This window comes from Lysobacter sp. P5_B9, assembly GCF_054049835.1.
This window is the reverse complement of sequence record NZ_JBFULP010000004.1, coordinates 283,956-301,695: the sequence shown is the minus strand read 5'-3', so window position 1 is coordinate 301,695 and position 17,740 is coordinate 283,956. Positions and strand designations below refer to the sequence as shown.

Here is a 17,740-nt window from a genome sequence, read left to right as displayed (position 1 = left end):
AGGCGCGCGGGGTCAGACGCGGCGGCCACGGAGCAGGGAAATGACGCCGAGCACCAGGAAGACCAGGAACAGGATCCACGCGATGTTGCTGGCGGCACCGGCGATGCCGCTGAAGCCGAGCACCGCGGCGACGAGCGCGATTACAAAGAAGACAACGGCGTAGTGCAGCATGGGAATCTCCGGTCAATACGCCAGTTCGGCGTGACTGCATGCTGGTAGCGGCGCGGTCGTCATGCGGTGATGGTGGCGGCGTCCGTCAAGGCGGCCTTCAGCCGCGTGAGCCCCCCGTCAATTCACACCGCGCGGCCGCAACCCTCATGTGCCGATCGCGCCGCCGCAGCACTCACGTGCCGCGCCCCCGCACCGCTTACGTGCCGATCAGTCGTAACGCGCCGCCGCGCGTGGGGACCTTGGATACGGACTTTTTGCTTCAACCCGCGCCGCCACAGCACTCACATGCCGATCCGTGTAAACGCGCCGCCGCGCGCGGGGGAGCCTGGATACGGGGTTTTTTGCTTCAGCCCCGGTATGCCGCCGCCAACCGCGCCAGGCCTTGGTCGATCGTCACCGTCGGCACATAACCGAAATCGTTTCGTGCCGGGGTCATGTCATACCAGTGCGTCGTACTCAGCTGCTCGGCGAGAAAGCGCGTCATCGGCGGCTCGCCCTTGAGGGGAAACGCGTGCCACAGCCCTTCGCAGAACATGCCGGCGGCGTAGGCGACGGCGAAAGGGATGGTCTTGTCCACGGCCGGCGCGCCGGCGGCTTGCAGCAGGCCATTGACGATTTCGCGCACGCTGCGCGGCTCGCCGTTGCTGATGAAGTAGGCGCGTCCGGCGCAGCGCGCGCCCGGCGCGAGGTGGTCGAAGGCGGCGAAATGCGCCTGCGCGGCGTTGTCGATATACGTGGTGTCGATACGGTTGTGGCCGTCGCCGACGAAGCGCAGGCGCCCCGCTCGGGCGCGTTCGACCAGGCGCGGCAACAGCTGGTTGTCGCCGACGCCCCAGATCAGGCGCGGGCGCAGGGCGACGGTAGCGAGCACGGCATCGTTGGCTGCGAGCACGAGCTTTTCCGCGATCAGCTTGGTCGCCGCATAGGGCGCCTTGAGATGTTCGCCATAGGGCACGGTGTCGGCACTGCCGCCTTCGACCGGGTGCGTGGCGCGATGGGTGACGCTGGGTGTCGAGGTGTAGACGAGCTTGCCGATGCCGTGCGCGCGGCAGGCGTCGATGACGTTGCGCGTGCCGACGACGTTGGCCTGGTGGTAGCTGTCGTAGCTGCCCCAGGCGCCGGCCTTCGCCGCGTTGTGGAAGATCGCGGTGCAGCCCTGCGCCGCGGCGATCACCGCATTGCGCGAAGCGAGATCGCCCTGCACCTGCGCCACGCCGATCGCATCGAGCGCGTCGTAGTGGCCGCGGTTGAAGCTGACCACGTCGTGCCCGCGCGCGCGCAGGCCGCGGCACAGGGCCTGGCCGAGGAAGCCACCGCCGCCGGTGACGAGGATCTTCATGCCGGGATTCCTTGCTGCTGTGCCCAGACCGCGAGTTTCTCGCGACCGATCTTGGCGTTGTGGCGGATGTCGACGGGGAACTTCGGATGACGCAGGAAACGGGTGACGCGCGCGGTGTGCGGTTGCGTCTGCGCGAGCACGTACAGCTCGCGCTCGATGCGCGGCCATTCGCCCGCGGCCACGCCGGCCACGAGCTCGACGCACAGCACCGGCACCTGCGCGCCCTGCGCGCCGATGCCGACCAGGGCGGTACGGCGCACGTCGGGGTGGGTGTTGAACACGGGCTCGACCTGTTCGGTGTACAGCGGACCCTCGCTCGCCTCGACCCGATGCGACTTGCGACCGCAGAACCACAGCCGGCCTTCGCCGTCGAAATAGCCGACATCGCCCATGCGGTGCACGATGCGATCGCTACCGTCGGTACCGCGTTCGCGGATCTTCGCCAGGCGCGTCTGCGCGTCGCGGTTGAAGTAACTGTCGGTGGCGGTGGGGCCGGCGACGGTGATCTCGCCGACGACGCCGTCGCGCAACAACAGTTCGTCCGACCACGCTGCGATCGCACCGTCGTCGATGCGGATGATGCGGACCTCGTTCGGCGCGACCGCGCGACCGACGCAGGTGCCGGCACCGGTTTCGGTGGCCTGACGAGTGGCCTGCAGCTCACGCCCTTCGATCACCGCTACCGGCAGGCATTCGGTAGCGCCGTACGGCGTCCACAACTGTGCGTCGGCGGGCAACAGTTCGCGCATGCGGGCGACGACTTCGGCCGGCACCGGCGCGCCGGCCGAGGTGACGCGGCGCAACGTCGGCAGCGGCTGGCCGTGTCGGGCCAGCACGCCCATCAGGGCAGGCGAACCGAACAGCTGGTCGATGCCGAAGCGCGCGATCGCGTCGTGCAGCTTGCGCGGATCGGCGAGCGCGGGCTTGGTCGGATCCATGTCGGGGATCACCGAGGTCAGCCCCAGCGCGGGATCGAACAATGCGAACGGCGGGAACGTCGGCAGGTCGGCGCCCTCGGCCTCGATGCCGAAGGCCTCGCGCAGCAGAGCGACCTGGGCGACGAAATGACGGTGGCGGTACACCACGCCCTTGGGAACACCGGTGGAGCCGCTGGTGAACAGGATCGCGGCGACTTCATCCGGTTGCGTGTCGGCCATCCTGAAACCAGCCAGCTGCGCGCCCTCGCGTTCGACCTGCGCCAGCGTCGCGTCCGCGAGCAGCGCGCGACGGCCTGTGGTGATGCGCACGCGGGCCGACTTCGCCCAGCCCAGCATTACGCGCGCGACCTGCGCCAGCGGAATGCCGACGAATGCCTGCGGCTGCGCTTCGTCGAGGCACTGTTTCAGCGCGCGCCGGTCGATGCCGGGATCGACCAGCACCGGCACTGCGCCGGCCTTGAACAGCGCGAACATCAGCAGGAAGAACTCCGGCGTCGGCCGCACCATCACCACGGTGCGCACGCCACGGCCGATGCCATGCCGGGCCAGGCCCGCGGCAATGGCGTCGCTGCGCGTATCGAGCTCGCGGTAGGTCAGCGTGGTGTCGTAACGGGCGAACCCGTCGCGGCCGCGCGTGCCGGGGCAGCGCATCGCGATGCGCTCGGGAAACTGCGCGGCCAGGCGCGGCAGGGAGGCGGCGATGTTGCAGATGTCGTCGCGGAAGGGAGCCGTCATCCGCATATTGTCGCCGATGCCACGGAACCGCCGCGGCCAGCGAACTAAAATGCGGGGTCCCGGGGTCGCCATCGCCATCGCCACTGCTTCCGTGCCCCACCCCTGCCTCAGCTGCGGCGCCTGCTGCGCCACCTACCGCGTCAGCCTGCACTGGTCGGAGTCCGAACCGGCCCTGGGCGGCCTCGTCCCGGCGGAGCTGACCGAGCGCATCGACGCCCACCAGGTGGCCATGCAAGGCACCTGCTGGAGCAAGCAGCCACGCTGCATCGCCCTGGATGCGGACATCGGCGTGCGCAGCGCGTGCCGCATCCACCCGCTGCGGCCGCAGGCGTGCCGCGATGTGGCGGCGTCTTGGGAATTCGGCGCCGCCAGCCCGCAGTGCGACAAGGCGCGGCGCACGCATGGGCTGCCGGCGCTCACGGCAGCGGACTGGCCGTTGCGCGACGATTAGGACGACTAGATAGGGTTCGCGTCCAGGAAGCGGCGGATCGCCGGCACCAGGACCTCGGCCTTGTCTTCGAGCACGTAGTGGTTGGCGTCCGCGAACGCATGCACCTCCGCCTGCGGCAGCGCCTGGCGGAATCCTTCGAGGAAGTGTTTGTCGAAGACGAAATCGCGCAGGCCCCAGCCGATGAAGGCGGGGCGGTCGGCGAATTCCGGCAGCTGCCGTCCGGCTTGCGCCAGCAACGGCCACGCACGGTCGTCCGGGCCCAGCGGAATGTCCTGCATGAAGCGCACCGTGCTGATCCGGTTGGCCCACGAGTCATATGGTGCGACGTAGGCGCGGCGCACGGCACGTGGCATCTTCTTCGACACGCCCACGTACGAGGCGCCCGCGGAGAAGGCGTTGAAGGCGCGGATCACCAGGGCGCCGACCTTCCAGTCGCGGCCGAAGGCGATCTGCCACGGCATCGGCTTGGCCATCGGCAGCGGGAAGGCGGCGGTATTGGTGATCACCAGCCGCTTCACCTGCGCGGCGTGCGACAGCGCCCAGCCGAAGCCGATCATGCCGCCCCAGTCGTGCACCGCCAGCGTCACCGGGCCGGTGATACCCAGCCGCGTCAGCAACGAGGCGACGTCGTCGACGCGCGACTGCAGCGTGTAGGCGTAGTACGCGTCGCCGGGCTTGTCCGACAGCCCCATGCCGACGTGGTCGGGCACGATGCAGCGATAGCGGTCGCGCAATCCCAGCACCAGCTTGCGCCAGTAGTAACTCCATGACGGATTGCCGTGCAGCATGACGACGACTTCGCCATCGCGCGGACCTTCGTCGAGATACGACATCGCGATGCCGGGACGGACTTCGGTCCGCTGCGGAGTGAAGGGATAGTCGGGATACATCGGCGTGGTCATGTCGGACTGCATGGCAGGAAGCGCACCGCTGTGGAACTCACCGCAATGAAAAGGGCCGGACGAACCGGCCCTTGGTGTTAGTGCCGCTGGCGGCTTACCAGACCACTTCCGCCATCGAGCAATTCAGGCCCGAGCCGATGCCGAGCAGGGCAACGCGCGTGCCCTTCTTCAGGCGGCCCATCTCGCGCAGCTTGCTCAGCACGATCGGCACCGAGGCCGGGCCGATGTTGCCGTGCTCGCCGAAGATGGTCATGACCTTCTTCGGGTTGATGCCGAAGGCCTTGAGGAAAGCCTGGGTGTGCGCCTTGCTGACCTGGTGGATGACGAATTCGTCGAGCTCGTCGACCACCCAGCCCAGCGCCTGGCGCGCAGCGGCGAAGGTCTTCTGGCCGAGCTTCACGCCTTCGATCATCAGCATGCGGCCGTCGGCGACCATGCGGTCGTGGGCGACGTCGCCGCGGCACAGGTGGTTCCACTCGGTGGCCGAACGGGTGACGCTGCCGCGGTAACGCGGCGCGCCCGGCACGAGTTCGGCGCGCGCCAGCACCATCGCGGCAGCACCGGAGCCGAGCGTGAGCGTCGCCATCTCGTCGCGGAACTGCTCGGCGGTGACGGCGTCCTTGCTGAGCCGCTCCATGGTCTTCTCGTAGGCGAGGTTGGCGGTTTCGCCGTCGACCACGAGGGCGTAGTCGATCTCGCCGCGCTCGATCATGCGTCCAGCGATGTCCATGCCGTTGAGGAACGCAAGGCAGGCGTTGGCGATGTCGAAGTTCTGGCAGTTCTCGCCCAGGCGCAGGTTGCCGGAGACGATCGAGGCGGTGGACGGCTCGAGGTAGTCGCGGCTGACCGAGGTGTTGACCAGCAGGCCGATGCGGTCGGCATCGATGCCGGCATCGGCCAGTGCCTTGACGCCGGCCAGGGTGGCGGCGTCGGACGGCAGCATGTCGCCGTCCCACAGCCGGCGCTCGTTCACGCCGGCCACGTCCTGCAGCACGTTGGTCTTGATGCCCAGACGATCCATCGTCGGCTTGAGTCGGGCGTGGATCTCGTCGGAGGTCAATCGACGCGGAGCGTCGATGTGGGCCAGACCGGCGATGGCAACGTGTTGGAACAACATGGCAGGCAACCGTTTGCGAGACAAAGCACGTCAGATTAACGCTTTATCGACGTGGATGCATCGGCCGCCGGTCTCAAGGTCCCGGCGCAGGTCGTCCCGATGCGCCATTCAGGCGGGTATGGCACCTTCTGGCTGGGGCCACGCCACATGAACAGGCGACAGGAGGCCTCCCGGCCCAATGGCTATGCGCCGCAGCGATAGGCCGCGAAGCGCTGCTCGCCGTCGTGCGGCTCGTCCAGCGGTTGCAGGGTGTTGGCCTGCAGGCCCGGGCCTTCGTTGCGCGCCAGGGTCTCCAGTTCCTCGCGCACGCGCAGCGGGTTGCGTTCGTAGAAGCCGACCTTGCCCTTGACCGAGACGGCCACTTCCCCGCGCTCGACGCAGCCCGTCGGGGCGGCGCCGGCAGGAATCACGCGCACCGCCGAGGCGCCGGGCGCCATGTGCACCCAGGTGCAACCCGAGGCGGTGAGGACAACGGCAAGGCCAAGGACCACGGCAGCACGCATGCGAATCTCCGGAAGGCAAACAGCCCGCATTGTTGCCGAGCGCGGTGAACGGGGCAGGAATACCCTTCTCAAAACACACTTGTCGACGCGCACTTGTCGACGCAGCGGCAACACGCTGCACAGAACGCGTGCCTCGAAAGCAGCAGGCCCGCCATGTGGCGGGCCTGCTGTGGACGATGAAGCGGAAACTTACTTCGCCGGCTTGGTCGAACCCACCGGCTTGCCGTCGGCGTCGACGATGGTGACCGCGCCGAGGTTCAGCGCGCGCACCTTGGCTTCCATCTGCTTGAGGTCGCCGACCACGACCCAGGTCAGCGCCTTCGGGTCGATCGCCTTGGCGGCGGCATTCACCTGCGCCGCATCCATGCCTTCGATCTCGGCCTTGCGCTTGAACACGTAATCGTCCGGGCGCTGGTAACGCACGATGCCGCCGATGGTGCCCATTACCGAACCCGCGGTCTCGTACGCACCCGGCAGGCTGCGGATCTTGATCGCCTGGATACGCGTGACTTCGGCCGGCGTGGCCGGCTTGCTGCCATCGACGTACTCGGAGATCTCACGGCGCATCTCGGCGATCGACTCTGCAGCCTTGTCGATCTGCACCGGCGCCACCGCCAGCCACGGGCGCTGGCCCAGCGAATCACGCAACGACGTGCGCGCGCCGTACGACCAGTGCTTGTCCTCGCGCAGGTTCATGTTGAGACGCGCGGTGAAGTCGCCACCGATCACGGTGTTGGCGATGTCGAGCTTGATCGCGCCCGGATCCATCGTCGACGGCATCAGTTCGCCGGCGTAGATGTTGGCCTGCACCGAGCCGGGCTGGTCGACCAGGAACACGCGCGGCTGGGCCGGGCGCGCCACCGTCGGGATCTGCAGGGCGGCCGGCTTGGCACCGTCCACCTTCCAGTTGCCGAAGTGCTTCTCCAGCAGCGGCACGATGTCCTTGAGCGTGGTGTCGCCGACGACGATCAGGGTGGCGCCGTCCGGACGCACCCAGGCGCGGTGGTAGGCGAGCAGGTCATCGCGGGTCAACGCCTTGATCGAGGCCTCGGTGCCGGTGCCGCTGAGCGGCATGGCGTACGGATGGCCTTCGCCGTACAGCAGCGGCGGCAGCACGCGCGTGGCCGCACCGCTGGGCTCGGCCTTCTCCTGCGCGATGCCGGCCAGCCAGGTGCCGCGCAGGCGCTCGATGTCCTTCTCCTCGTAGCGCGGGCGCTGCAGCATGTCGGCGAACAGCGACAGCGAGGGATCGAGGTTTTCCTTCAGCGACGACAGGTAGGCGTTGCCGCCGTCGAGCGAGGCGCCGGCGCCGAGGCTCGCGCCGAGCGATTCGGCGCGATCGCCGAAGGCCAGGGCGTCGTACTTGCCGGCACCTTCATCGAGCATGCCGAGGGCGAAGTTGGCGGTGCCCAGCTTCTTGCCGGCGTCGGTGGCGTAACCGCCATCGAACAGGTAGCTGAACTGCACGACCGGAACGTCATGGCGCTCGGCCAGGATCACCTGCGTGCCGTTGCTCAGCTTGGTGCGCTGCAGCGCCGGGAATTTCAGCTCCGGGAACTCCTTGGGCACCTGCACGCCAGCCTTGCGGTCGAGGTCGGACTTCACCGTCTTGTACTTCGCATCGGGCTTGGGCAGCGTCAGCGGCGCCGGGGTCACGGCCGCCTCTTCCGGCAGCGCGGTGCGCGCACCGGGCTCGACGACCAGGGTGTGGTCGCCCTTGCCCAGCCAGCGCTGGCCGGTGGCCTGCACGTCGGCGACGCTGGCGGTTTCGATGGTCTTGAGGCTGTCGCGGTAGCAGTCGGGCTTGCCGGTGTAGACGGTGCACTCGGCCAGGGTATCGGCCTTGCCGCCGAAGCCGCCGATGCGCTCGATGCCACGGATGAAGCCGGCCTTGAACACCGTGCGCGCCTGGTCGAGTTCGGTCGCGCTAGGGCCTTCGGCGAGCAGCTTCTTCAGCTCCTCGTCGATTACCGCCTCGACCTTTTTCTCGTCCACGCCCTGCTTCACGTCGGCGGTAATGACGAAGTTGGAACCGAGCTGCGAGGCGTACGCACCCGCGGACACACTGTCGACCAGCTTGTCCTGGTGCAGCAGGCGCTTGTCCAGGCGCGAGCTGCGACTGCCGCCTAGCACCTGCGCCAGCAGCTGCAGGCGATCGAGGTCGGCCGCGCCGTACTCGGCGACATTCCACACTCGGTAGATGCGCGTCTGCGGGACCTGGTCTTCCATCGTCGAACGCGTCGACTCGGCGCGCGGCGACGGATCGACCTTGGGCTGCGCCATGCTCGGCGTCGCCGGGATGTCGCCGAAATAGCGCGCGACCTTTTCCTTCGCCGTCTTCGCATCGATGTCGCCAGCCAGCACCAGCACTGCGTTGTTCGGGCCATACCAGGTGCGGAACCAGTTCTTCACGTCCTCCAGCGAGGCCGCGTTGAGGTCGTTCATCGAACCGATGACGGTGTGGTGGTACGGGTGGCCCTTCGGATACATGACCTCGGTCAGGACGTCGAACGCCTGGCCGTAGGGCTCGTTCTCGCCCTGGCGCTTCTCGTTCTGGACCACGCCGCGCTGTTCGTCGAGCGTCTTCTGGTCGATCGCGCCGACCAGATGGCCCATGCGGTCCGACTCCATCCACAACGCCATGTCCAGCGCGGTGGTGGGCACGTTCTCGAAGTAGTTGGTGCGGTCGGTGTTGGTGGTGCCGTTCTGGTCGGTCACGCCGACCTGCTTGAAGGGCACAAAATATTCGCCCGGGTGGTTCTCCGAGCCGTTGAACATCAGGTGCTCGAACAGATGGGCAAAGCCGCTGCGGCCGGCCGGCTCGTCCTTGCTGCCCACGTGGTACCAGAGGTTCACCGCCACGATCGGCGCCTTGCGGTCGGTGTGCACGACCACGCGCAGCCCATTGGGCAGGGTGAACTCTTCGTAGGGGATGGCGACCTCGGCGGCGGGCGCCTTGGCAAAGGCGACCTGGGGCGCGAAGGCCACGCCGCCGATGGCGGTGGCCAGGGCAACGGCGAGTACGGCAGCGCGCGGGCCGTTATGGGCGCGCTTGAGCGAAGCGAATGACATGCGAACTCCTGTTCAGTGGGTAGCGAAAGCTACGGGGCAAAAGGTGGGCGGCCCACCACCTGGTCTGGGCATCGTACCGATGGGGCGCGGCGCAGGCATGGGTCACAAGTCCCGCCGCGCCGCGATCGCGCCGCGATCAACCCCCGGTCGCGGGACTGGTGAACGCGCCGCAGCGCGCCGCGATCTCCAAGCCGCTAGCCTGAGACCCCGCCGCAACCACCCCCCCGCCTTTCGCCGATACTTCCGCCGTCCCCGGGAGACCGCCCATGCCCCAGCACCCCCGCCGCAGCCTCGTCACCGGCGCCAACCGCGGCCTTGGCCTGGAGTTCGTCCGCCAGTTGCTGGCGCACGGCGACCACGTGATCGCCGCCTGCCGCCATCCCGGCAAGGCCACCGACCTCAACCGCCTCGCCGGCGACCATCCGGCCCGCCTGCACGTGTTGCCGCTGGACGTGGCCGACGAGAAGTCGCGCATCGCCTTCGCCCACGAACTGCCTCTGGTCACCGACGGCGTCGACCTGCTGGTCAACAACGCCGGCGTGCTGCACTCGGGCGAGCGCTGGGGCAACGTGAGCGCGGCCAACCTGGAAGACAGCCTGCGCACCAACGCGATGGGCCCGTTCCTGCTCACCCAGGCGCTGGCGGCACAACTCGTCGACGGCGCGATCGTTGCGAATATTTCGTCGGGCATGTCGTCGCTGAGCGACGATCCCGACTTCCATTCGCCCAGCTACCGCATCAGCAAGACCGCGCTGAACATGGCGACGAAGATGCTGGCCAAGGCGCTGGAACCGCGCGGCATTACCGTGATCGCCCTGTGTCCCGGTTGGGTGCTGACCGACATGGGCGGCAGCGGGGCGGAGATCAGCGCGAGCGAATCGGTGGCGAAGCTGCTGCAGGTCATCGCCGCCGCGAGCCCGGGACACAGCGGCCGCTTCCTCGATCGCTTCGGCGCCACGATGCCGTGGTGAGTGCGCGTACCGGCATGTTCCACGTCATCCTGTTCCAGCCCGAGATCCCGCCCAACACCGGCAACGTGATCCGCCTGTGCGCCAACACCGGCGCACGCCTGCACCTGGTGAAGCCGCTGGGTTTCTCGCTGGAGGACGCGCAGCTGCGCCGCGCCGGCCTCGACTACCATGAATACGCAACGCTGCAGGTGCACGACTCGCTCGATGCGGCGCTCGCCTCCATCGCGAATGCGGGCGGCGCACCGCCACGCGTGTTCGCGCTGAGCACGCGCGCCAGTACCCGCTTCGACACGCCGCACTACCAGGCCGGTGATGTCTTCCTGTTCGGACCGGAGACGCGTGGCCTGCCCGCCGACGTGCTGGAAAGCGTGCCCCCGGCGCAGCGCCTGCGCCTGCCGATGCGGCCGGACAACCGCAGCCTCAATCTCTCCAACACCGTCGCCGTGGTGGTGTTCGAGGCGTGGCGGCAGCAGGGATTCGAAGGCGGCGCCTGAACCGGGCGGCCCGGCGTTGCCGCCATCGCCCGACACTGCCGGGTAATGCGCACGGGCGTACGCTTGCCGCATGCCGACGCCTGCTCCCACCGGTACCGTTCCCACCGGTACCGCCATGCACGTCGCGCCGCTGCATCGCGGTGCCCTGTCGGTGCTCGACTTTCGCTGCCAGGCGGGCCCGCACACGCCGGTGCGTGTCGAGCGCCACGACCTCACCTCGGTGTCGTACGTGCGTCGCGGCAGCTTCGGCTGCCGCGCGCGCGGCGAGGATTTCGAGCTGGTCGCCGGCTCGGTCCTGGTCGGCCATTGCGGCGACGAGTTCGAGTGCACGCATGCGCACCACCACGGCGGCGACGAGTGCCTGTCGTTCAAGCTGGCGCCGGAACTGGTCGACGAGTTCGACGCGCGCGTGCAGCGCTGGCGCGCCGGCGGATTGCCGCCGCTGCCGGAACTGATGGTGCTGGGCGAACTGGCGCAGGCCGCCGTCGCCGGCGATAGCGATTTCGGCGTGGACGAAGCCGGCCTGCTGCTGGTGGGCCGATACCTGTCGCTCGCCGACGGCCGCCGCCCGCCGTTGCAGGCCACGGCGCGCGACCGCCGCCGCGCGGTGGAGAGCGCCCTGTGGCTCGATGACCACGCCCACGAGGACATCGACCTGCAAGGGACGGCGGAACAGGCCGGCCTGAGTGCGTGGCACTTCCTGCGCCTGTTCGCGCGCGTGGTCGGGGTGACGCCGCACCAGTACCTGCTGCGCGCGCGCCTGCGCCATGCCGCGCGCATGCTCGCCGAGGACGGACGTGCGATCACCGACGTCGCGCTCGACGCCGGCTTCGCCGATCTGTCGAATTTCACGCGCAGCTTCCATCGCGTGGCGGGAGTGCCGCCGCGCCACTTCCGCAACGCCGCGCGCGGCGACCGCGAACGCATCGCCCTGCTCGGCCGGCGGCTGGGCCGCCGGCGCCACTAGCCACCGCAATTTTTTCCAAGAACCGCGCGCGCCGCGGCGCGATGCTGGTCGTCCCAACCACGGAGGCTGCCATGTACGACCACCTCGGACTGCAAGTGAAGAACCTCGATGCCAGCGTGCGTTTCTACGAGGCCGCACTCGGCTCGCTCGGGCATGTGCTCGATTCGCGCGACGACGGCGGCGCCGGACTCGGCCCCAAGGGCGCGCCCGCCCTATGGCTGTACGCAAACGCGAAGGCGCAGGGCGGTTCGCACGTCGCCTTCCAGGCCGGCGACCGCAAGGCCGTCGATGCCTTCCATGCCGCCGGCCTCGCCAATGGCGGCCGCGACAATGGCGCGCCCGGCCTGCGCCTGGACTACGCACCGACGTATTACGCCGCGTTCCTGATCGATCCGGACGGCAACAACGTCGAAGCCGTGTGCATGGCATAGCCCCTGCGGGTTCACCGCGACATCGCCAGCCGCCGTTGTACGCTGCGCGCGCCTGACAAGGGGTGCGCATGCGGCTTTCGGATCCTCGCCAATGGATGGGTTGCGCGGCGCTGCTGCTGGTCGGCGGCGTGGCGCTGGCCGTGCCGCCGCAGGACGTCACCACGCTCGATCGCGTACAGGTCACGGCGACGCGCACGCCGCACGACCCCAACGACGTGCCGGCGGCGATCAGCGTGGTCGACACGCGCGCCCGGCGCCACGATGGGCTCGGCGCCAGCGTGGCCGAACAGCTCCCGGGCGTGCCCGGCGTGCTCGCACGCACGCGGCAGAACTTCGCCCAGGACGAACAGTTGTCGATCCGTGGTTTCGGCACGCGTGCGGCCTTCGGTATCCGCGGAGTGCGCCTGTACGTCGATGGCATCCCGGCGACGATGCCGGATGGACAAGGCCAGCTGTCGCATTTTCCGCTACTGGATGCCGCGCGCATCGAAGTGCTGCGCGGGCCGTTCTCCGCGCTGTACGGCAATGCCGCCGGTGGCGTGATGCAGCTCTTCACCGTCGACGGCGTGGCGCCGCGCGAGATCGGCGTGGCGGCGGGCGTGGGCAGTGACGGCAGCGGCCGCGTCGGCGGGGAACTGCGCGACGCCCGCGGTGATGCCGATTACGTGCTAGGCCTCAATCACTTCGCCACTGACGGCTACCGTGAGCACAGTCGCGCCGAGCGCACGCTGTTCAATGGCAAGGTGAACATCGCGCGTGGCGATACCCGATTGACCGTTGTGGCCAACGCGTTGTCGGCACCTGATGCACTGGACCCGCTCGGCCTCGACCGTGCGCAGTTCGAATCCGACCCACGCCAGGCCATCGACGCCGCGCTTCGCTTCAACACGCGCAAGTCGGTGTCGCAGGGCCAGATCGGCGCGACGCTGGCGCATGCGATCGGCGAGCGCGTGCAGTTGCGCCTGCTCGCCTATGCCGGCCAGCGCGAGACCACGCAGTTCCTCGCGATCCCCGTGGCCACGCAGGCCAATCCGCTCAGCGGCGGTGGCGTGGTCGACCTGTCGGCGCCGTACGCCGGCATGGACGCGCGCTGGACGTGGGCGGCGACGCTCGCGCAGCGTCCGTTCGAGATCGTCGCCGGCATCGGATTCGATCGCCAGCAGCAGGATAGACATGGCTACGAGAACTTCCTCGGGGCGCAACTGGGCGTGCGCGGTGCGTTGCGACTGTCGCAGGACGACGACGTGCGCGCGTTCGACCAGTACGCACAGGCGACCTGGCATCCGGCCGTTGACTGGTCGCTGATGGCCGGCGTGCGCCACAGCGACATCCGTTTCCATTCGCGTGACCGCTACATCACCGTCGACAATCCCGACGACAGCGGCGAGGTGCGTTACCACGCAACCTCGCCGGTGCTGGGCGTCGGCTGGAAGCCATCGCCGCAGTGGCAATTATTCGCGGCCTGGGGCCGCGGCTTCGAGACGCCCACGTTCAACGAACTGGCCTACCACAGCGATGGCGGCAGCGGACCCAACTTCGCCCTGCGCGCGGCGCGCACGCGCAGTACCGAGGCGGGCGTGAAGTTCCGGCGCGGCGAAACCGCTTCGGAACTCGTGCTGTTCCGCGCCGACACGCGCGACGAACTCACCGTCGCCACCAGCAGCGGTGGCCGCACCACGTTCCAGAACGCCGGCGCGGCACGGCGGCAGGGCGCCGAATGGTCGGCGCGCGCGCCGCTTGGCGCACGGGCACGCGGCGAGCTCGCGCTCACCTGGATCGACGCGACGTTCCGCGACGATTTCCTCGCCTGCACCAGCACGCCGTGCGCGGTGGCCAGCACGCCGGTCGCGGCCGGCACGCGCCTGCCCGGCGTGCCGCACGTGACGGCCTACGCCGCGATGCAGTGGGGCGACGACACAGGCTGGTACCTGCGCCTGGACGCCCAGCATGTCGGCGCGGTGCCGGTGAACAATGTCGACGACGAGCGCGCACCGGCGTACACCGTCGTCGGCACGAGCGCTGGCTACGGCTATCGCGGGCGCCTGGGCGAGGGAAGGCTTTTCCTGGCGATCGGCAATCTGTTCGATCGCGCCTACGCCGGCTCGGTGATCGTCAACGAAGGCAATCGCCGCTATTACGAACCCGCGGCGGATCGCACTTTCGCCGCCGGCGTCGAATGGCGTTGGCACGCTGCGCGATGACGCGGCGTTCACGCGGCGCACGCCAGGTCACGCCGACTTCATAGCGCCTGGCCCACGCTGCGGCCGCAGGCGGAGCCTGCCGTGCTTCGCCGTCCTTCGCCGTGGAGGCCGTTCCATGCCTCGTGTCCATCGACTCGCACGCGCATCCGCGTTCGCATTGTCCGTGCTGGCGCTCGGCGCCTGCGGCCAGTCCGCGCACCTCGCCGCCAGGGCCGACACCGGCCCCCATCCGATGTTGCCCGCGCCCGAGCCCTCGCTCATTCCCATGGTCAAGGTTGCCAAGGCGATCGGATGGCCCGAAGGGATGACGCCGACGCCGCGCGCAGGCTTCGCGGTGAATGCATTCGCCACCGGCCTGGAACATCCGCGCTGGCTGTATGTGCTGCCCAATGGCGACGTGCTCGTCGCCGAAACCAATCGTCCGCCCACCGAGGATCCGCCGACCAATGCGATCCGCGGCGCCTTCATGAAGTCGGCGTTCGAGAAGGCGGGCGCGGCAATCCCCAGCCCCAATCGCATCACGCTGTTGCGTGATGGCGACGGCGACGGCGTGGCGGAAACGCGCACCGTCTTCATACAGAACCTGATGTCGCCGTTCGGCATGGCGCTGGTGGGCGGCGATTTCTACGTCGCCAATGCGGACGCGGTGGTGCGCTTTCCGTATCGCAGCGGCGACACCCGCATCGACGCTGCGCCGGTGAAGCTCGCCGACCTGCCCGGTGCGCCGCGCAACCACCACTGGACCAAGAGTCTGCTCGCCAGCCGGGATGGCACCAGGCTCTACGTCGGCGTCGGCTCCAACAGCAATGTCGCCGAGCACGGCATGGCGATCGAAGCCGGTCGCGCCGCGATCCAGGAGATCGACGTGAAGACCGGCGCCAGCCGCATCTTCGCCAGCGGCCTGCGCAATCCCGTCGGCCTCGCCTGGCAGCCGCAGGGCGGTGCGTTGTGGACGGTGGTGAACGAGCGCGACGAACTCGGCAGCGACCTCGTGCCCGACTACCTCACTTCGGTGCGCGAGGGTGCGTTCTACGGCTGGCCGTACAGCTATTACGGCGCCCATGTCGACGTGCGCGTGCAACCGCAGGATCGGGCGCTGGTGGCGCGCGCGATCGCGCCCGACTACGCGTTGGGCGCGCACGTCGCGGCGCTCGGACTCGCGTTCTACGACGGCAGGTTGTTGCCGGGGCGCTACGCGAACGGCGCCTTCATCGGCCTGCACGGCTCCTGGAACCGCGATCCACCCAGCGGCTACAAGGTCGTGTTCGTGCCGTTCGCCAACGGCCAGCCTTCCGGTCCGATCGAGGACGTGCTGACCGGCTTCCTCGATGCGCAGGGACAGGCGCATGGCCGCCCCGTGGGCGTGGCGGTCGATCGCCGCGGCGCGGTGCTGGTGGCCGACGATGTCGGCAACGTGATCTGGCGGATCGTGCCGGCGCGCTGATCGCTTCTCCGGCGGCTTCTTGTCAGTCCAGCCCCTTGCGAGGGGCAATCTTGTTGTCGAAGGCGTTGCAGCCCACGACCGGGCTATCAAAGCCCACGATGATGTTGGCAAAGACCGGGCCTGGCGCCTCACCGCACCGGAGGCCGATCGTGCTGAATCCTCCGGGGAAGCGACCCGGGTTGGCATTCAAGTGGTTCCCGGTGACCACCACGGATTCGCCATTTTCAGTGAGCGTTATGCCCAAGCGAGCCACATCGCGAACGCGGTTGCCGATGACACTGCCAGCGGTGTTGAGCTCGGTCAAAATGCCGGTTCCGGTTGAGCCGATGACCGTGTTGTCGATGATGTCGATGGAACCGATCATGATCATGGCTGATTCGTCGACGATGTTTGACGGGCCGGTGTCGCGCACGACGTTGCGTCGCACCACGGACTTCTCGCCGCCGATCACCTGCACGCCATACACGATGTTCAGATCGAGCTGGTTGTCCTCGACCAGATGGCCGCCTCCGGTACTCAGGAAGTTGGCGTCCAGGTCCACGCCAGTCCCGAAGCCGCGAACCTTGCACTGGCGTACCGTGATGTGCCGGCGGTCTTCGGAGAAGATCGCTCCCCCGAGAGAGTCGGGGCCCGCCGCCAATCCGTCGATCGTGAAATGGTTGCAATCGATCGTGACGTTATTACTGTTGATGGCAATCGCAGCGCCGCGGTCGATGGCAGTGGCGAGGTCGTGCCGAAGGCACCAGGTGCCTGGTGTAGAGATGGTCACCGGCAACGAATCGATGAAGCCGGTGCAGTGGTCGAACCTGCGGGCGGCCTGCGCCGATGCAGGGATGATGCTGGCCGCCACCATCAGGCCAATGGAGATGTAGCGAACTGCTTTCATGATCCCGCTCCCGACAGACCAAGTGCTGTAAGGACGCCGCGTTACTGAACTGGTCCGTAGCGTCGCTCGAAAACGGGACATCATCGTTCCTGCGTGGTGATCGATGCGAGAAGTCGGCGTGACGCCGATGTATGCCAAGCTGCGGCTCCCCGGCGGCGAATAGGCGCTTGGCCGCTATTTCTCCGCTTCGGGTAGCGCCCACGCTGATCAGGAAAGCCTTCGGCAGTGCGTCCTGACGGCCAAAAAGGTCAGGTTCGTTTGCGCGCGGGCCCTGTCACGCGAGGTCAAATCGTCCCGTTGGCGGGAAAAAGAGTTCCTGAATTGCGCAATTGTTCCATGGGTGATGGCCCATACAACGGTTGCGCTGCGATGGCAGTCCGGGATGGGCCCGGACCCACGCGCCGATCGACGGCATCCGCCGCGGTCGGAATCCCCCACGGAACCCACGAACCATGCGCAAGACCAAGCTGCTTTCCACCCTCCTGCTGTCCGCCACCCTCGGCGCCGCCGCATTCGGCGCCCAGGCGCAGGACAAGGGCTTCTACGCCGGTGCCGGCGTCGGCCAGTCGTTCGTCGACGAAGGCTCCTACGACGACGAGGACACCGCGTTCTCCGTCTTCGGCGGCTACCAGTTCAACAAGTACTTCGGCCTCGAAGCCGGTTACGTCGACTTCGGCAAGATCGAGTCCGACACCGTCGGTCCCGACCTGGAAGGCGACAGCGCCTACCTGACCGCCGTCGGCACGCTGCCGATCACCGACAAGTTCTCGGCCTACGCCAAGGCCGGTCTGCATCGCTGGAATCTCGACACCGCGCTGCCGGGCCTGACCGGCAACAACGACGACAGCGGCAGCGATCCCACCTACGGCATCGGCGCGCAGTACCGCTTCACCGATCGCGTCGCCCTGCGCGGCGAATACAGCCGCTTCGAGGTCGAGGATCTCGACGTCGATCTCGCCCAGGTGCAGGTCCGCTTCGACTTCTGACCGGTTCCACGGAAGTCGTGCAGCAGAGCCGCCGGATACGTCCGGCGGCTTTTCTTTTTACTGCACCCCGTGAAAAGCCGTTGCGGCCGCGCAAGAACGCGCCGCGGCGCGTGTCTGCGGTGAACGATGAGA

Annotated in this window: 16 protein-coding genes; 8 read left to right on the top strand and 8 right to left on the bottom strand. The window is 68.3% G+C overall.

Translation table 11 applies throughout. The features are described from left to right. Positions 1 to 12: 12 nt before the first annotated feature. From ACXJJ9_RS10770 to oleC, 3 genes are all read right to left on the bottom strand, one after another. Positions 13 to 171 carry a DUF1328 domain-containing protein gene (locus ACXJJ9_RS10770; protein ID WP_310055029.1) on the bottom strand — a complete coding sequence of 53 codons (159 nt, stop codon included), beginning with the start codon at positions 169 to 171 and terminating at the stop codon, positions 13 to 15. Positions 172 to 517: 346 nt separating this feature from the next. Beyond that, positions 518 to 1,510 (bottom strand): 2-alkyl-3-oxoalkanoate reductase, encoded by a 993-nt coding sequence (gene oleD / locus ACXJJ9_RS10765; protein WP_457097172.1) that lies wholly within the window; start codon positions 1,508 to 1,510, stop codon positions 518 to 520. Further along, positions 1,507 to 3,183, bottom strand: coding sequence for an olefin beta-lactone synthetase (oleC, locus tag ACXJJ9_RS10760; protein ID WP_457097171.1), 1,677 nt, complete (start codon positions 3,181 to 3,183; stop codon positions 1,507 to 1,509). Before oleC ends, oleD begins: the two co-directional genes overlap by 4 nt. A 91-nt stretch (positions 3,184 to 3,274) precedes the next feature. Between oleC and ACXJJ9_RS10755 the strand changes: the two genes are divergently transcribed. Next, on the top strand, positions 3,275 to 3,634 hold the full coding sequence (locus tag ACXJJ9_RS10755) for a YkgJ family cysteine cluster protein (RefSeq protein WP_457097170.1): 360 nt from the start codon (positions 3,275 to 3,277) through the stop codon (positions 3,632 to 3,634). Between the two features lie 5 nt (positions 3,635 to 3,639). Here ACXJJ9_RS10755 and ACXJJ9_RS10750 read toward each other — a convergent pair whose 3' ends face one another. From ACXJJ9_RS10750 to ACXJJ9_RS10735, 4 genes are all read right to left on the bottom strand, one after another. Then, complete coding sequence (locus tag ACXJJ9_RS10750) at positions 3,640 to 4,548, bottom strand: alpha/beta fold hydrolase (protein ID WP_457097169.1); 909 nt, start codon at positions 4,546 to 4,548, stop codon at positions 3,640 to 3,642. 82 nt (positions 4,549 to 4,630) lie between these two features. Beyond that, positions 4,631 to 5,653 (bottom strand): 3-oxoacyl-ACP synthase III, encoded by a 1,023-nt coding sequence (locus tag ACXJJ9_RS10745; protein ID WP_310055020.1) that lies wholly within the window; start codon positions 5,651 to 5,653, stop codon positions 4,631 to 4,633. Positions 5,654 to 5,835: 182 nt separating this feature from the next. Further along, entirely contained in the window at positions 5,836 to 6,156 is a 321-nt protein-coding gene (locus ACXJJ9_RS10740; protein WP_457097168.1) for a DUF4156 domain-containing protein, read from the bottom strand. Positions 6,157 to 6,345: 189 nt separating this feature from the next. After that, positions 6,346 to 9,228 (bottom strand): M16 family metallopeptidase, encoded by a 2,883-nt coding sequence (locus ACXJJ9_RS10735; protein ID WP_457097167.1) that lies wholly within the window; start codon positions 9,226 to 9,228, stop codon positions 6,346 to 6,348. 266 nt (positions 9,229 to 9,494) lie between these two features. Between ACXJJ9_RS10735 and ACXJJ9_RS10730 the strand changes: the two genes are divergently transcribed. From ACXJJ9_RS10730 to ACXJJ9_RS10705, 6 genes are all read left to right on the top strand, one after another. Continuing rightward, positions 9,495 to 10,199, top strand: a complete 705-nt coding sequence (locus ACXJJ9_RS10730) for an SDR family oxidoreductase (RefSeq protein WP_457097166.1) — start codon at positions 9,495 to 9,497, stop codon at positions 10,197 to 10,199. Positions 10,200 to 10,213: 14 nt separating this feature from the next. Continuing rightward, positions 10,214 to 10,693 (top strand): tRNA (cytidine(34)-2'-O)-methyltransferase, encoded by a 480-nt coding sequence (locus tag ACXJJ9_RS10725; protein WP_457097216.1) that lies wholly within the window; start codon positions 10,214 to 10,216, stop codon positions 10,691 to 10,693. 70 nt (positions 10,694 to 10,763) lie between these two features. Further along, on the top strand, positions 10,764 to 11,660 hold the full coding sequence (locus ACXJJ9_RS10720; RefSeq protein WP_457097165.1) for a helix-turn-helix transcriptional regulator: 897 nt from the start codon (positions 10,764 to 10,766) through the stop codon (positions 11,658 to 11,660). Positions 11,661 to 11,731: 71 nt separating this feature from the next. Continuing rightward, positions 11,732 to 12,091 carry a VOC family protein gene (locus tag ACXJJ9_RS10715; RefSeq protein WP_310055011.1) on the top strand — a complete coding sequence of 120 codons (360 nt, stop codon included), beginning with the start codon at positions 11,732 to 11,734 and terminating at the stop codon, positions 12,089 to 12,091. A gap of 68 nt (positions 12,092 to 12,159) precedes the next feature. Continuing rightward, positions 12,160 to 14,292 carry a TonB-dependent receptor family protein gene (locus ACXJJ9_RS10710; RefSeq protein WP_457097164.1) on the top strand — a complete coding sequence of 711 codons (2,133 nt, stop codon included), beginning with the start codon at positions 12,160 to 12,162 and terminating at the stop codon, positions 14,290 to 14,292. A gap of 115 nt (positions 14,293 to 14,407) precedes the next feature. Beyond that, positions 14,408 to 15,736, top strand: a complete 1,329-nt coding sequence (locus ACXJJ9_RS10705; protein ID WP_457097163.1) for a PQQ-dependent sugar dehydrogenase — start codon at positions 14,408 to 14,410, stop codon at positions 15,734 to 15,736. Between the two features lie 22 nt (positions 15,737 to 15,758). Here ACXJJ9_RS10705 and ACXJJ9_RS10700 read toward each other — a convergent pair whose 3' ends face one another. Then, complete coding sequence (locus tag ACXJJ9_RS10700) at positions 15,759 to 16,622, bottom strand: right-handed parallel beta-helix repeat-containing protein (RefSeq protein ID WP_457097162.1); 864 nt, start codon at positions 16,620 to 16,622, stop codon at positions 15,759 to 15,761. A 452-nt stretch (positions 16,623 to 17,074) separates the two neighbouring features. Here ACXJJ9_RS10700 and ACXJJ9_RS10695 point away from each other — a divergent pair, with 452 nt between their 5' ends. Beyond that, positions 17,075 to 17,608: an outer membrane beta-barrel protein gene (locus ACXJJ9_RS10695; RefSeq protein ID WP_457097161.1), complete on the top strand. Its 534-nt coding sequence runs from the start codon at positions 17,075 to 17,077 to the stop codon at positions 17,606 to 17,608. The last annotated feature ends 132 nt before the right edge of the window (positions 17,609 to 17,740 follow it).

Coding starts and splice junctions, on each gene's coding strand:
- ACXJJ9_RS10695 (WP_457097161.1), top strand. CDS start 17,075: ATGCGCAAGACCAAGCTGCTTTCCACCCTCCTGCTGTCCGCCACCCTC.
- oleC (WP_457097171.1), bottom strand. CDS start 3,183: ATGACGGCTCCCTTCCGCGACGACATCTGCAACATCGCCGCCTCCCTG.
- ACXJJ9_RS10720 (WP_457097165.1), top strand. CDS start 10,764: ATGCCGACGCCTGCTCCCACCGGTACCGTTCCCACCGGTACCGCCATG.
- ACXJJ9_RS10710 (WP_457097164.1), top strand. CDS start 12,160: ATGCGGCTTTCGGATCCTCGCCAATGGATGGGTTGCGCGGCGCTGCTG.
- ACXJJ9_RS10725 (WP_457097216.1), top strand. CDS start 10,214: ATGTTCCACGTCATCCTGTTCCAGCCCGAGATCCCGCCCAACACCGGC.
- ACXJJ9_RS10745 (WP_310055020.1), bottom strand. CDS start 5,653: ATGTTGTTCCAACACGTTGCCATCGCCGGTCTGGCCCACATCGACGCT.
- oleD (WP_457097172.1), bottom strand. CDS start 1,510: ATGAAGATCCTCGTCACCGGCGGCGGTGGCTTCCTCGGCCAGGCCCTG.
- ACXJJ9_RS10715 (WP_310055011.1), top strand. CDS start 11,732: ATGTACGACCACCTCGGACTGCAAGTGAAGAACCTCGATGCCAGCGTG.
- ACXJJ9_RS10735 (WP_457097167.1), bottom strand. CDS start 9,228: ATGTCATTCGCTTCGCTCAAGCGCGCCCATAACGGCCCGCGCGCTGCC.
- ACXJJ9_RS10750 (WP_457097169.1), bottom strand. CDS start 4,548: ATGCAGTCCGACATGACCACGCCGATGTATCCCGACTATCCCTTCACT.
- ACXJJ9_RS10740 (WP_457097168.1), bottom strand. CDS start 6,156: ATGCGTGCTGCCGTGGTCCTTGGCCTTGCCGTTGTCCTCACCGCCTCG.
- ACXJJ9_RS10770 (WP_310055029.1), bottom strand. CDS start 171: ATGCTGCACTACGCCGTTGTCTTCTTTGTAATCGCGCTCGTCGCCGCG.
- ACXJJ9_RS10730 (WP_457097166.1), top strand. CDS start 9,495: ATGCCCCAGCACCCCCGCCGCAGCCTCGTCACCGGCGCCAACCGCGGC.
- ACXJJ9_RS10705 (WP_457097163.1), top strand. CDS start 14,408: ATGCCTCGTGTCCATCGACTCGCACGCGCATCCGCGTTCGCATTGTCC.
- ACXJJ9_RS10700 (WP_457097162.1), bottom strand. CDS start 16,622: ATGAAAGCAGTTCGCTACATCTCCATTGGCCTGATGGTGGCGGCCAGC.